Raw genomic sequence first — 12,086 nt, forward strand, 5'->3', positions numbered from 1 at the left:
ATGCGCGTCAGGCATCTGTATCCGCGTCCAGCACGTCGCCGAACCCGTACCAGCCGGGGTCGCGGCCGGCGAGCCAGTCGGCGGCGTCGAGCGCGCCCTCGGCGAACACGCCGCGGTCGCCAGCGCGGTGGGTGAGCTCGATCGACTCGCGGTTCCCCGCGAACAGCACCTCGTGCTCGCCGGTCACGTCGCCTGCGCGCCGGGCGTGAACCCCGATCTCGCCGGCCTCGCGCGGCGCGTCGCCCTCGCGCCCGTGGACGCGCTCGTCGAGGTCCTCGCGCACGTCCTCCACGTCGTCGAGGATCGACTTCGCGGTGCCGGAGGGGGCGTCCCGCTTGGCGTTGTGGTGCGTCTCCGTCAGCTCCACGTCGTAGCCGGGGAGCGCGGCGGCGGCCTCCCGGACCGCGCGCCGGAGCGCGGCGACGCCGCGTGCGAAGTTCGACGCCTTCAGCACGGGGACCGACTCGCTCGCGGCCCGGAGCGAGTCGATCTGGGCGTCCGCGAAGCCGGTCGTCCCGGTGACCATCGGCACGCCGGCGTCGGCGCAGGCCTCGGCGTACGCGACCGCCGACTCGGGCCCGGTGAAGTCGACGAGCGCGTCCGGCGCCTCGGCGGCGAGCAGTTCGTCGAGGCGGTCGGCGTCCCGGACGTCGACCCCGGCCACCGGGTCGGTCGGGGTGCGGTTGACCGCGACCGCGACGGCGACGCCCTCGCGAGCGGCGGCGGCCTCGATCACCTCGCGGCCCATCCGGCCGCCTGCGCCGGTGACGGCGATCCGGAGGGCGGGGTCCGCGCCGCTCATTCGGCGTCCCCCGTGGCGGGGCCGAGGGCCTCCGGATCGACGGCCGCCGGATCGACGGTTCCGGGGGCGCCCTCGTCGTACTCGGCCAGCAGCTCGCGCAGGACCGCGCGTCGGTCCTCGGAGAGCCGCGAGAGCGGCGAGCGGACGCGCGGGCCGCCACGCCCGCGGATGTGCATCGCCTCCTTCACCGGGATCGGGTTCGTCTCGGCGAACAGCTCGCGGACGAGCGGCGACAGCTCGTGGTGGAGCGCCCGCGCGCGGTCGTAGTCGCCCGAGAGCGCGGCGCCGACCATCGCGCAGGAGCGCTCCGGCTCGACGTTGGCGACGACGCTGATGGTGCCCGTCCCGCCGATGGAGAGCACGGGGAGCGTGAGCCCGTCGTCGCCGGAGAGCACGGCGAACTCCTCGTCGCGGGTGCGCTCGATCACCTCGCTGATGAGGTTCAGGTCGCCGGAGGCGGCCTTGTACCCCTGGATGTTCGGGTGTTCGGCGAGTTCGACGGTCACGTCCACGGGGATCGACTGCCCGGTCCGGCTCGGGACGTTGTAGACGATCTGCGGGAGGTCGACCGCGTCTGCGATCGTCCGGTAGTGCTCCAGGAAGCCGGCGGGCTCGGGCTTGTTGTAGTACGGGGAGATGAGGAGGAGGCCGTCCGCGCCCGCGTCGGCGGCGCGCTCGGAGAGCGAGAGCGCCTCGGCGGTGTTGTTCGAGCCCGTGCCGGCGATCACGGGGACCTCGTCGACGGCGTCGCGGACCGTCTCGATCACCGCGACGTGCTCGTCGTGGGTCATCGTCGCCGACTCGCCGGTCGAGCCGACGGGGACGACCCCGTCGACCCCGGCGCGCTCGAGGTACCGGGCGTTGTCGGCGAGCTGGGCGTGATCGACCTCGTTCGCGTCGGTGAAGGGTGTCGTCATCGCCGGATAGACCCCCTCGAAGGGCGCGTCGGTCGGCTCTCGGTCCGTCTCGTCGGTCGTCGCGTAGGGCGTCGTGGTCGTGGTGTCCGTCATGGTGTGGGTGGTGGAGTCTGTGTGCGGTCGGTGTTTGCGTCAGTCGGAAACGGTGCGCGCGTGTCGGGGGTCGTCCGGGACGGGGTCGCCACTCCCGCCGTCGGACGAGTCACGCGCGTTTTTTCGAGAAGAGCCGCGTCGCTGCCGGCGTCGGCGAGCCGCGTCCTGACGCGGGTCGGGTCACACCACGGTATGCGCCTTTGGCTCGCTTATAGATTGCGCCTCGGGTGGAAAATTGCGTCCGCGCGACCGATCGGCCTTTCGTCTCCCGATCACCGACCACGAACACCCTTTTAAGAACTCGCCGCGTTTTCACCGATCTCATGACCGACTCCTCCGACACCGGCTCCCCCGACACCGGCTCCTCCGACACCGGCTCCTCCGACACCGGCTCCCCTGACGCCGACGGCGACCCCGGCGGCTCCGACCAGGTCGACGCCGACCCCGACGCGGACCGCCACGAGTACCATCCCGACCGGGAACACGCGTTCCCCGACGAGCGGCTTAACGAGGTGCTCGACCGGATCGAGTCGGATCCCGAGATCGCGGCGTACCTGGAGGCCCAGAACGTCAACCCGGTCGACCGGAAGGGGTACAACGACCACGGCGCGAAACACGTCGAGATCGTCCGGGACCGCGCGCTCCGGCTGTACGACCTGCTGAAGTCCGGCGGCGTCGAGTTCAACGGCGCCCGCCAGCAGGGGCTCGACGAGGCGGACGAGCCGGTGATCATCGCGCTCGCCGCGACGCTCCACGACATTGGGCACGTCGTCCACCGCCACGACCACCCGTACTACTCGATCCCGCTCGCGGCCGACTACCTCGACGACTTCCTCCCCGGCTTCTACGGCGTGCCCGAGCGGGTCCGGGTCAAGGCCGAGGTGCTCCACGCCATTCTCTGTCACCACACCGAAGAGCAGCCGCTGACCCGCGAGGCGGGCGTCGTCCGGATCGCCGACGGTCTCGACATGGAGCGGGGGCGCTCGCGGGTCCCCTACGAGGAGGGCGGCCGCGGGATCAACACCGTCTCTTCACAGGCGATCGAGCGCGTCTCCCTGCGCGAGGGCGAGAAGACGCCGGCGCAGGTCGTGATCCGGATGAACAACGCGGCCGGCGTCTACCAGGTCGACTCGCTGCTCAAAGCGAAGATCGAGGGGTCGCTGTTGGAAGACCAGATCCGGACCGTCGCGATCAACACCCACCGCGACGGCGACGGCAACGGGTCGATCGTCGACCGGATCGAGCTGTAGGCCGTTTTCGGAGCGTCTCTCGGCCGTCTCGGTACGGGAAACCGAGCGTCTCTCGGCAGTCCCGGCTACGGACCCCGAAGCGTCTCTCCGGCAGCGCTCCGGTGCGGAGCCCGGTCGGCGACCGTCGTCGTCGCGACGTTCGTCTCCTCGATCAGGTCGGTCGCGGTCAGCCCGCCGTCGAGCTGGCAACCCTCGCGGCTCCCGCCCCCGAGGAGCGGCGCGACCGGGAGGCCGTTCCGCGTCGACCCCGCCGCCGCGACGCCCGGCTGGTTGACGACGAGCCGACCGGGAGCGAGCCGCTCCGCGGCCCGCGTGACCCGCCCCTGTCGGGTCGTGTGGACCGCGGCAGCGTGCGGCCCGCCCAGCTCGCTCGCCAGCCGCAGCGCGGGGCCGAACCCCTCGCGGGCGTGGACCGTGACCGCCGGAATCCCCGGGAGCGTCGCCAGCGGGTCGTCCCCTGACCCCGCCGTCTCGTTCCCGTCTCCGCCGCGGACCCCCCGGTCGACGATCAGGAACGCCGCCGCGTCCGCGGCCGGTGGCAGGTCGAGCGCGGACGCGAACCACCGCGGCGAGTTCCCGACGGGATCCGACGACCCCGCGTTCCGGTCCGCGCCGTCCGCACGGACCGCGTCCGGGGCGCCGTCCGTCAGCAGGTCGCGGAGCCGGTCGCGCTCGGCCGCGTCGAGGACGTACCCGCCCTCGTCTTCGAGCGCCGCGGTCAGCGGCTCCGTCGTCCCCGTCGCCGTCACCGCCGCGGCGTCGGCCGCGGGGTGGGACCCGAAGTCGTAGGTCGCGCCGACCGCGACGCGCGTCGCCACCGCCGAGACCGACGCCGACCCGTCCGAGACCGCGACGAGCCCGTCGGCGCCGGCGCAGGCGTTCGGCGTCCCGCAGCGCTGTCCGGCCGCGACCGTCGCCGCCGACCCCGAGGCGACGACGAAGTCGGCCCGCTCGAACAGCGAGTCGGTCCCGGGCTTCGACGGCGGCGCGGGGACCATCGAGACGGCGTCGGCGGGCGCGCCCGCCGACGCGAGCCCCCGCCGGAGCTCCTCGACGACCATGTCGCAGGTCTCGACCGCCGACGGCGACGGCGCGAGGACGACCGCGTTCCGCCCGGCCAGCGCGTACAGCGACGCGACGGCGGGGACAACCACCGGGTGCGTCGCCGGGACCGCGACGCCGACGACGCCGACCGGCCGGGCGACGGTGAGCCCGCCGCGCCGGTCGTCGCGGTCGATCACGCCGGCGGTCGCCGTCTCGCGGAGGTGCGCTCGCGCCCCCTCGATCGCCGTCGATATCTTCTCCGTCTTCGCCCCGGGGTGCCCCCGGTCGGTCTCGGTGGCGGCCGCCAGCGCCAGCCGGCTGACGGTCTCCGCGTCGCTCAGCCGGTCCCCGATCGCCTCGACGATCCGCTCGGTCGCCGCGGCGTCGCGCTCCGCGAGCCGCGCTCCCGCGGCCCGAGCGTCGGCGACGGTCGTCTCCACCCTGTCACCTCCCTCCTCGTCCGCGACCACTCCTCCGTTCATACGCGGATCCCGTTCGCCGAGCCCCATATTCTCATCCGGTGGCACACTGTGTCACCTCGCGACGAGACGTGTGATCGAGGAAACAGTTATTCGGGTGGGCCGAGTCGTGGGCGACGAATGGAGGCGCCCTCAGCGCTCGTCGAGGTGGTCGAACGCCGGCTCGACTTCCTCGAGCGACTCGTCGAGGAGGGACTTCGGAAACACGAGCTGGTCGACGAGCTCGGTCACTCCCGCTCGACGGTCAACCGCGCGATCGACGAGCTGGAGGCGGCCGGGCTCGTCGCCGGCGAGACCGACGGGTACCGGACGACCCTGACCGGGCGACTGCTCGCGCGGAGCTACCGCCGGTTTCTGACGGTCGCCGCCGATGTCGACGCCGCGAGCGAAACGCTCGCCCCGCTCGGGCCGGACGTCGCGCTCGCCCCGGCCGCGCTGCGGGACGCCGACACCTATCGCGCCGCGGCCCCCGACCCGTATCGACCCCTGGAGCGCCTCGACGCGGTCCTCGCGGACGCCGAGAGCGTCGCCGCCGCGCTCCCGGCGCTCCCGTACCCCCGGCTGCTGGACCGGTGCCGGCGGATCGCCGCCGACGGCGGGCGCGTCGAGCTCGTGCTGACCGAGCGTACGTACCGACACGCCCGCGAACGCTACGCCGACACGCTGGGCCGACTCGCGGCCGGCGACGGCGCCGGGATGTCCGTCATCGACGCGGTCGAGGTCGGCTGTCTCGTCGCCGACGGGACGGCGGTCCTAGTCGTGTTCGACGACGACGGCGGCGTTCACGGCGTGGCCGAGTCGACGGACCCGGAGGCGGTGGCGTGGGCCCGCGACCGCGTGCGCGACCTCCGTGAGGCGGGTCGCGACGCGACGGGCGAACTCGCCGCGATCCGTGAGGCGAGGGCCGGACGGGACAGGGAGACCGCCGGCGTCGCCGAACTCGGGGGCGACGAGCGCGACGGCGCGGTCGAGACCGACGCGGCCGACGCCGGCGGGTTCGACGCGTTCGGCGCGCCGCCCCGGGCCGGCGGGCGCTCCTCGTCCCCGGACCCCCTCTCCGCGCAGGGGTTCGTCGCGCTCGACGACGCGCTGCTCGACCGCGACGCCGACCCGATGGGCCCGCTCCGCGCGACGGCGTCGTTCGCCGAGGTCGACGACGGGTACGTGCTCGACCGGACCGCGGTCCGCGACGGCTCGCGCCGGTCGATCGCCGACCGGCTGATCGAGGGGCTCGACGGTGGAGACGACCACGCGCTGGTTGGCCCGGCCGGCGGCGGGAAGAGCACCGTCTGCCGGCTCGCCGCCGTGCGGTGGTACCGGTCGGGGCGGGGGGCGGTGCTGTACCGCGCCGGCGACGAGGGGGAGCCGTTCGCGGCCGCCGACCGGCTCCGCGAGCGCGCGCTCGACGCCGAGGGGCACGCGCTCGTCGTCGTCGAGGACGCCGTCGACCCCGACGCGGCCGACGCGGTCGGCGTCGCCCGCGAGCTGGCCGACCGGGCCGACGTCTCGTTTTTGTTCGACGCGCGCGAGGACCGGTACGACGACCCCGACTCGCTCCCGCTCGACCCGATCGACCTCGAGTACCGGCGGGAGATCGAGACCGTCCGGATGCCGCGGATCGACGAGCGCGAGGCGGAGCGGCTCGCGGAGCACGTGGCGGACCTCACCGGCGCCCCGCCGGTCGCCGATCCGGGGTCGCTTCTCGACGCGGTGCGCCGGCCGGCTGACGACCGGTCCGGCGAGCTGCTTCGCCTCGTCCATCACCTCGTGCGGACGGGCGACCTGCTCGACGGCGACCGCTCGACCGCGGAGGTCGGAGCCGGAGAGCCGGCCGAGGGGGGCGAGACGGGGCTCGAAGCGTCGGTCGCGGCCGCGGTCCGCGACCTGACCGCACGCCCGTCGCCGACGGCGGACGTCGCGGTGCTGGTGAACCTGCTCAACGTCGCCGGCGTCGGCGACGTGCGGGAGTTCGCGTACGCGCTCGTCGACGAGGAGACGCCGCCGGAGTCGGTGCGGCGGGCGCTGGACCGGCTGTCGGGCACCGTCCTCGTCCCGACGCCCGACGACCCGGACCGGACGGTCCACCAGGAGTGGTCGGTGCTGTTCCTAGAGCGGCTCCTCGACCGGGAGCCGGAGCCGGTCGTCACCAGACGGGTCGGCCGCGCCGCCACGCGGGTGCTCGCGCTCGCCGACGAGCCGGCCCAGCGGTCGCGGATCCGGCGCGCAACGGGCGGCGACGCGCCGGCGATGGACCGGATCGAGCGCGACCCCGAGGCGTGGGCCGCCGACACGGTCCGGGCCCTCTACGGCGTCGGGCGGCGCTACCCGCGGCTCGCGGGACTGTACGGGCGGGTCCGTTACTCGTGGATCGACCTCCCCGACGCCTGCCCGGCCGAGCTCCGGGACCGGCCGCCCGAGTGGGTCGCGCGCATGTACGTCGACGCAGGCGACCTCGACGGCGCGACCGACGCGCTCGACGCGTGGCGGCCCGCGGACGCGGCCGGCGAGGCGGAGCGCCAGCGCGGGTACGGCGACGTGGCCCGCCGTCGGGGCGAGTACGACGCGGCGCGCGACCGCTACGACCGCGCCGCGGAGCTGTTCGCGTCGGCCGACGACCGCCGGGGGCTCGCCGCCGCGGTCCGGGGGCGGGCGCAGGCCGCCCACTTCGCCGGCGACTACGAGGCGGCGTACGAGGCCGCCTCGCGGGCGTACGCCATCGCCGCGGCGGTCGGCGACCCGATCGCGGTGGCGAAGGCCCTCATGGACGCCGGGAACGCGCTCGACGCGCTCGACGGCACCGACGCGGTCATCGACCACTACCGCGTCGCCCGCCGGCTGTTCGGGGCCTACGACGACACCCACGGCGAGGCGAACGTCGGGACAAACCTCGCGGTCGCCCGCCGCCGGCGCGGCGACCTGGCGGCCGCCAAACGCGAGGCGCAGCGCGCGCTCGACGGCTACCGGACCGTGGGCGACGAGCACCGCGAGGCGGTCGTCCTGTTGAACCTCGGCGCGATCGCCGAGCAGCGCGGCGAGGTCGGCGAGGCGGCGGCGCACGCGAGGGAGGCGCGGGCGATCGCCGACCGGGTCGGGTCCGACCTCTACCGCGCGTTCGCGGTGAGCCACCTCGGGTCGGCGGCGCAGCTCGCCGGGGACCTCGACCGCGCGGAGCGGCACCTCCGCGACGCGCTGTCGGCGTTCGAGGAGCTCGGCGCCGACTCCCGGCGGGCGATGGTCGCGGTGACCCTCGCCGAGGTCGGACTCCAGCGGGGCGACCTCGACGCGGCCGAGCGGTGGATCGACCGGACGGCGTCGCTGCTCGACGACCACGCGGGGCGACGGCGGCTGGCGATGCTCGACCGGAACCGGGGGGTTCTCGCGCTCGAGCGTGGCGACCTCGACGGCGCCGCGGCCGCGTTCGAGTCCGGGCTGGAGCAGGCGCAGGCGGGCGGATTCACCACGGTCGAGGCGCGCGTGCTCGGCGACCTCGGTCGCCTCGCGGCCGAGCGGGGGGACGCGCGGACCGCGGTCGACCGGCTGACGGCGGCGATCGACCTCGGCTGTCGGATCGAGTGCGTGCGCGCGGTCGTCCCCGCGGCCGAGGAGCTGGCGGCGCTGCTCGCGGCGCGTCGGGACGGGGACCTCGACGTCGACGCCCCCGGCCCGATCCCCGAGGCGGCGGCGACCGACTCGGCCGCGTACCGCGAGCTCGCGGACCGGTGGCGCGTCGGCGCGGACGGGGCCGCCGCCGACTTCACCGCGGACGGGAGCGAGGCCGAGTGAACCGGGGGATCGGGCCTCTCGTCGCCCGCGCCCCGTGTCGCAACCGCTTTGCGGGTGGCCGCGATAGGCCGGGTATGAGCGACGAAGCCGCCTTCGCGGACCTGCGGACCGGCGCCGACTACCAGTTCGGCGCCGGCGCGGGCGACGCGCTGTTCCCCCCGGACGAGACGCTGACCCTGCGGCGGTCGAGCGGCGGCCGCCCCAGACAGGTGATCGTCGGCGACGTGGACGACGACCCCGGGAGCCCGGAGGGCGACCGGCTCGTCTCCTACGGCACGGACGGGCGGTTCACCCTCGGCGTCGCCGGCGGACACCGGCTCCGCGAAGCCTTCTCGGCCCCGCGGCACCGAATGGTCGTCGGCGAGGAGAGCGAGCCGTTCGTCCGCGAGGGGCGCAACGCCTTCGCGAAGTTCGTGACCGCGGCCGACGACGGGATCCGCCCCGGCGACGAGGTGCTCGTCGTCGACGAGGACGACGCGCTGTTCGCGGTCGGGCGGGCCGAGCTCTCCGGCGCCGAGGCCGAGCACTTCGCGAGCGGCGTCGCGGTGAAGGTGCGGAACGGCGCGGGGAGCGAGGGGAACCAGACCGACGAGTAGTGCACGCTCACCCCTTTTAAACAGGTTTTATATTCATGCATGTGCGGTGGCGCGCGCCTCCGAGCGGTCGTCACCGACGACCGCGAGGAGCACCGCGCGAGGGAGTCGCTGGTACCCGGAGTGAAGCGACGGGTGCCAGCGACGAGGTTGGGGAGGTGTGAGGCGCGGTGCTGTGCGTGCGGGGTGGGACTCAAAGGGGCAGGCGCGCTCGGCGAACCCCAGCGGCGCAAGGACCGCAGGGAGCGAGCAGCGCGAGCGACCGAGGACCGCAGCGAGCTGTGGGAGCCGAGCGCGCCTGGGGCTTTGGAGGCCTTCACCGCCGATACGGGAACAGCCATTTATAAGCGATCGACGGAGGCCTTCGGGAGAAATCATGCGTCGCCGGTAACCACTTATAAGCGGCCGACCACCCCCTCCTAATCCACTCACCCACCCAAACCGCCGAACGACCCGATCACCAACCCAACGCCCACGTATCGGGACCGACGGGTACACAAGCAGGCCGCGCCCACAATCCGGTATGGACGATATCGACGTCGAGCCGGTGGATCGCGTCGAGGAGTCGGAGCGCGACGGGGACGCCGCCGCCGAGAGCGACCCCGCAAGCGACGACCCGGATCTCCCGACCGAGACAGACGCCACCACGGCCCTCCCCGTGGGCGTCGACGCCCCGGACTACGTCCTCTACGGCGGGAAGGGCGGGGTCGGGAAGACGACGATGGCGGCCGCGACCGGGCTCGCCTCGGCGGCGGGCGGGGTCAGTACCTTGGTGGTCTCCACCGACCCGGCCCACTCCCTCTCCGACACCTACGAGACCGAGATCCCGGCGAAGCCGTCGCGCATCCGCGAGGAGATCCCGCTGTACGCCGCCGAGATCGACCCCGACGACGCGATGGAGGAGGGGATGTTCGGCGCCGACGGCGACCCCCTCGGCGGGATGGGCGAGATGGGGGACGCGATGGGCGGGATGATGGGCGGCGCGGGCGACGGGGCGGGAGGCCCGGACGCCGACGGCGACGCCGGCCTCGGCTCCCTGCTCGGCGGGACGATGCCCGGCGCCGACGAGGCGGCCGCGATGCGCCAGCTGTTGGAGTACCTCGACGACCCGCGGTTCGACCGCGTCGTCGTCGACACCGCGCCGACGGGCCACACCCTCCGGCTCCTCCAGCTCCCCGAGATCATGGACTCGATGATCGGCCGGGTGATGAAGCTCCGACAGCGCTTCTCCGGGATGATGGACGGGATCAAGGGGATGTTCGGCGGCGGCGACGACGACCCCGACCCCTCCGCGGACCTCGACGAGCTCCGCGAGCGGATCGAGCGCCTCCGGAGCGTGCTCCGGGACCCGTCGAAGACCGACTTCCGCGTGGTGACGATCCCGGAGGAGATGAGCGTCGCCGAGTCCGAGCGGCTCGTCGCGCGCTTAGACGAGTTCGGGATTCCGGTGAACACCCTCGTCGTCAACCGGGTGATGGAGGGCGTCGGCGACGTGACCGGGGCGAGGTCCCCCGGAGAGAGCGGGAGCGAGGAGACCGCGCCCGCGATCGACCCCGAGTGGGTCGTCGAGCCGAACCCGGACACCTGCGAGTTCTGCGCACGGCGCTGGGAGGTCCAGCAGGCCGCCCTCAGACGCGCGACGGACCTGTTCCGCGGGCGCGACGTGAAGCGCGTGCCCCTGCTCGCGAAGGAGGTCCGCGGGGAGGCCGCGTTGCGGGTCGTCGCCGCCTGTCTGCGCTGAGCCGCGTCTCGCCGCCGCCGTTCTCACTCGCCGCGCCGCTCGGCGTCGGAGAACAGCCCGTCGCGGATGTCGTCGGCGACGCCCGCGAGGTGCGCCTGCCCGAACGCCGCGACGAGCAGCGCGCCGACGGAGTTGTACATCAGGTCACCGACCGTGTCGTCGAGCCCGTGTTGCGCGAGCGGCATGTCGATCCCGGTCTCGTCGGCGACGATGTCGAGCGCGAACTCGAACAGCTCCCAGGCGACGCCGAACCCGAGGACCACCACGAAGATGAAGACGAACGCGAAGCGGGCGGGGATCCGGATCTCGTCGCTGTGGAGGTCGACGGCGCGGATCGTCGTGTAGCCCACGCCGGCGACGAGCGACGCCGAGAGCGCGTGCGTGACGTGGTCCCACCACTCGATCTGCGCGTAGAACCCCGCGGACCCGAGAGTGTGGAGGAAGACGGCGGTCGTGATCCACACCCCGAGCCACGGGTCCAGCGGGAGGTCGTAGTTCCGTTCGAGCACCGCCGGAACGAAGGTGACCAGGAGCCCGATCGTCCCGTTGGTGACCGCCTTCGTCCCGCCGCCGGGCAGCCCGAATGTGCCGCCGACCAGTCCGTAGACGATGATCCCGATGAGGACGGCCTGCATCGCCCTCGTGAGCCGGCGCTGCGTTCGCATCGAGGGGCGGGGGAGGAGCCTCATCGGCGCACCACCCGCTTTATCGCCCGCCCGAGGCGACGCCCGCGCCGCCGGAAGTACGCGTCGAAGAGCAGTCCCGCGGCGAGTCCGGCCAGCGTCACGTAGATCCACTCGACCATCAGCGCCTCGTTGGTCGTCAGGTAGGCGGTGTCGAGCAGGCGGTCGGCGTTCCACCGCAGGATCGTCCACGCCGCCGCCGTCGCCAGCGTCGTCAGGACGACGAGCGCCACCGCGAACCAGTGGGTGACCTGCAGCGAGGTGAACATGTGGAGCTCGACGGTGACGGCGAGCGCCAGCGCGGCGATCGCGAGGTACGTCGCGAAGACCCCGAGTTCCCCGCCGAGCAGCACGCGCACGAGCACGGGCAGCAGCGCGAGCCCGAGCAGTTCGGCCGGGAGCAGGACCTTCCAGTCGCGCGCCGAGACCGCGGGAGCCAACACGACCGCGACGAGGCCGACGACGAACGCCATCGACAGCAGGTCGGCGTCGAGGAAGCTCTCGACGAACACGCCGACGAGCACCGCGACCATCGCCCACACGACGATCGCGTTGGTGCGACCGTTTCGAAGCAGTCGGAGCAGCCGGTCAACGGCCTCCTCGTCGGACCCCCCGCCGCGTCGCGTTCCGTCCATACCGCGTGTCGAGGCCGGCGACACTAATAGGGGTTGCTCCGGCGGCGACCGAACGGACGCCCTTTT

Annotated in this window: 9 protein-coding genes; 4 read left to right on the top strand and 5 right to left on the bottom strand. The window is 73.9% G+C overall.

Going from position 1 to position 12,086, the window contains the following annotated elements; all coding sequences use genetic code 11:
- Positions 1–7: 7 nt before the first annotated feature.
- Together dapB and dapA are read right to left on the bottom strand one after the other, a co-directional pair.
- The gene (dapB, locus tag JIN95_RS02900; protein WP_200530459.1) at positions 8–802 is read right to left on the bottom strand and encodes a 4-hydroxy-tetrahydrodipicolinate reductase; all 795 of its coding nucleotides are present in this window, start codon (positions 800–802) and stop codon (positions 8–10) included.
- Positions 799–1,812, bottom strand: a complete 1,014-nt coding sequence (dapA, locus tag JIN95_RS02905) for a 4-hydroxy-tetrahydrodipicolinate synthase (protein WP_200530460.1) — start codon at positions 1,810–1,812, stop codon at positions 799–801. Before dapA ends, dapB begins: the two co-directional genes overlap by 4 nt.
- Positions 1,813–2,135: 323 nt before the next feature.
- On the opposite strand from dapA, the gene JIN95_RS02910 reads away from it, so the two are divergent.
- Positions 2,136–3,062, top strand: coding sequence for an HD domain-containing protein (locus JIN95_RS02910; RefSeq protein ID WP_200530461.1), 927 nt, complete (start codon positions 2,136–2,138; stop codon positions 3,060–3,062).
- 65 nt (positions 3,063–3,127) lie between these two features.
- On the opposite strand, the gene JIN95_RS02915 is transcribed toward JIN95_RS02910, so the two are convergent.
- Entirely contained in the window at positions 3,128–4,588 is a 1,461-nt protein-coding gene (locus JIN95_RS02915) for an aldehyde dehydrogenase family protein (RefSeq protein WP_200530462.1), read from the bottom strand.
- A 117-nt stretch (positions 4,589–4,705) separates the two neighbouring features.
- On the opposite strand from JIN95_RS02915, the gene JIN95_RS02920 reads away from it, so the two are divergent.
- The 3 genes from JIN95_RS02920 (at position 4,706) to JIN95_RS02930 (ending at position 10,702) form a co-directional block, all read left to right on the top strand.
- Positions 4,706–8,368: a MarR family transcriptional regulator gene (locus JIN95_RS02920; protein WP_200530463.1), complete on the top strand. Its 3,663-nt coding sequence runs from the start codon at positions 4,706–4,708 to the stop codon at positions 8,366–8,368.
- A 74-nt stretch (positions 8,369–8,442) separates the two neighbouring features.
- Entirely contained in the window at positions 8,443–8,964 is a 522-nt protein-coding gene (locus tag JIN95_RS02925) for a PUA domain-containing protein (RefSeq protein ID WP_200530464.1), read from the top strand.
- Between the two features lie 520 nt (positions 8,965–9,484).
- A complete protein-coding gene (locus JIN95_RS02930) occupies positions 9,485–10,702 on the top strand; it encodes a TRC40/GET3/ArsA family transport-energizing ATPase (RefSeq protein WP_200530465.1) in 1,218 nt (405 codons plus the stop codon).
- A 23-nt stretch (positions 10,703–10,725) separates the two neighbouring features.
- Here the strand turns inward: JIN95_RS02930 and JIN95_RS02935 are convergent, their stop codons facing one another.
- Positions 10,726–11,391: a hypothetical protein gene (locus JIN95_RS02935; RefSeq protein ID WP_095636405.1), complete on the bottom strand. Its 666-nt coding sequence runs from the start codon at positions 11,389–11,391 to the stop codon at positions 10,726–10,728.
- Positions 11,388–12,020, bottom strand: a complete 633-nt coding sequence (locus tag JIN95_RS02940; RefSeq protein WP_095636404.1) for a hypothetical protein — start codon at positions 12,018–12,020, stop codon at positions 11,388–11,390. The genes JIN95_RS02935 and JIN95_RS02940 overlap by 4 nt, the downstream gene beginning before the upstream one ends.
- Positions 12,021–12,086: the final 66 nt, after the last annotated feature.

It is taken from the genome of Halorubrum sp. LN27 (assembly GCF_016635065.1).
Classification (GTDB): domain Archaea; phylum Halobacteriota; class Halobacteria; order Halobacteriales; family Haloferacaceae; genus Halorubrum; species Halorubrum salipaludis.

Bases quoted from the DNA above. Each gene is read 5' to 3' on its own strand.
- JIN95_RS02935 (WP_095636405.1), bottom strand. From the start codon at position 11,391: ATGAGGCTCCTCCCCCGCCCCTCGATGCGAACGCAGCGCCGGCTCACG.
- JIN95_RS02940 (WP_095636404.1), bottom strand. From the start codon at position 12,020: ATGGACGGAACGCGACGCGGCGGGGGGTCCGACGAGGAGGCCGTTGAC.
- JIN95_RS02920 (WP_200530463.1), top strand. From the start codon at position 4,706: ATGGAGGCGCCCTCAGCGCTCGTCGAGGTGGTCGAACGCCGGCTCGAC.
- dapA (WP_200530460.1), bottom strand. From the start codon at position 1,812: ATGACGGACACCACGACCACGACGCCCTACGCGACGACCGACGAGACG.
- JIN95_RS02910 (WP_200530461.1), top strand. From the start codon at position 2,136: ATGACCGACTCCTCCGACACCGGCTCCCCCGACACCGGCTCCTCCGAC.
- JIN95_RS02925 (WP_200530464.1), top strand. From the start codon at position 8,443: ATGAGCGACGAAGCCGCCTTCGCGGACCTGCGGACCGGCGCCGACTAC.
- JIN95_RS02915 (WP_200530462.1), bottom strand. From the start codon at position 4,588: ATGAACGGAGGAGTGGTCGCGGACGAGGAGGGAGGTGACAGGGTGGAG.
- JIN95_RS02930 (WP_200530465.1), top strand. From the start codon at position 9,485: ATGGACGATATCGACGTCGAGCCGGTGGATCGCGTCGAGGAGTCGGAG.
- dapB (WP_200530459.1), bottom strand. From the start codon at position 802: ATGAGCGGCGCGGACCCCGCCCTCCGGATCGCCGTCACCGGCGCAGGC.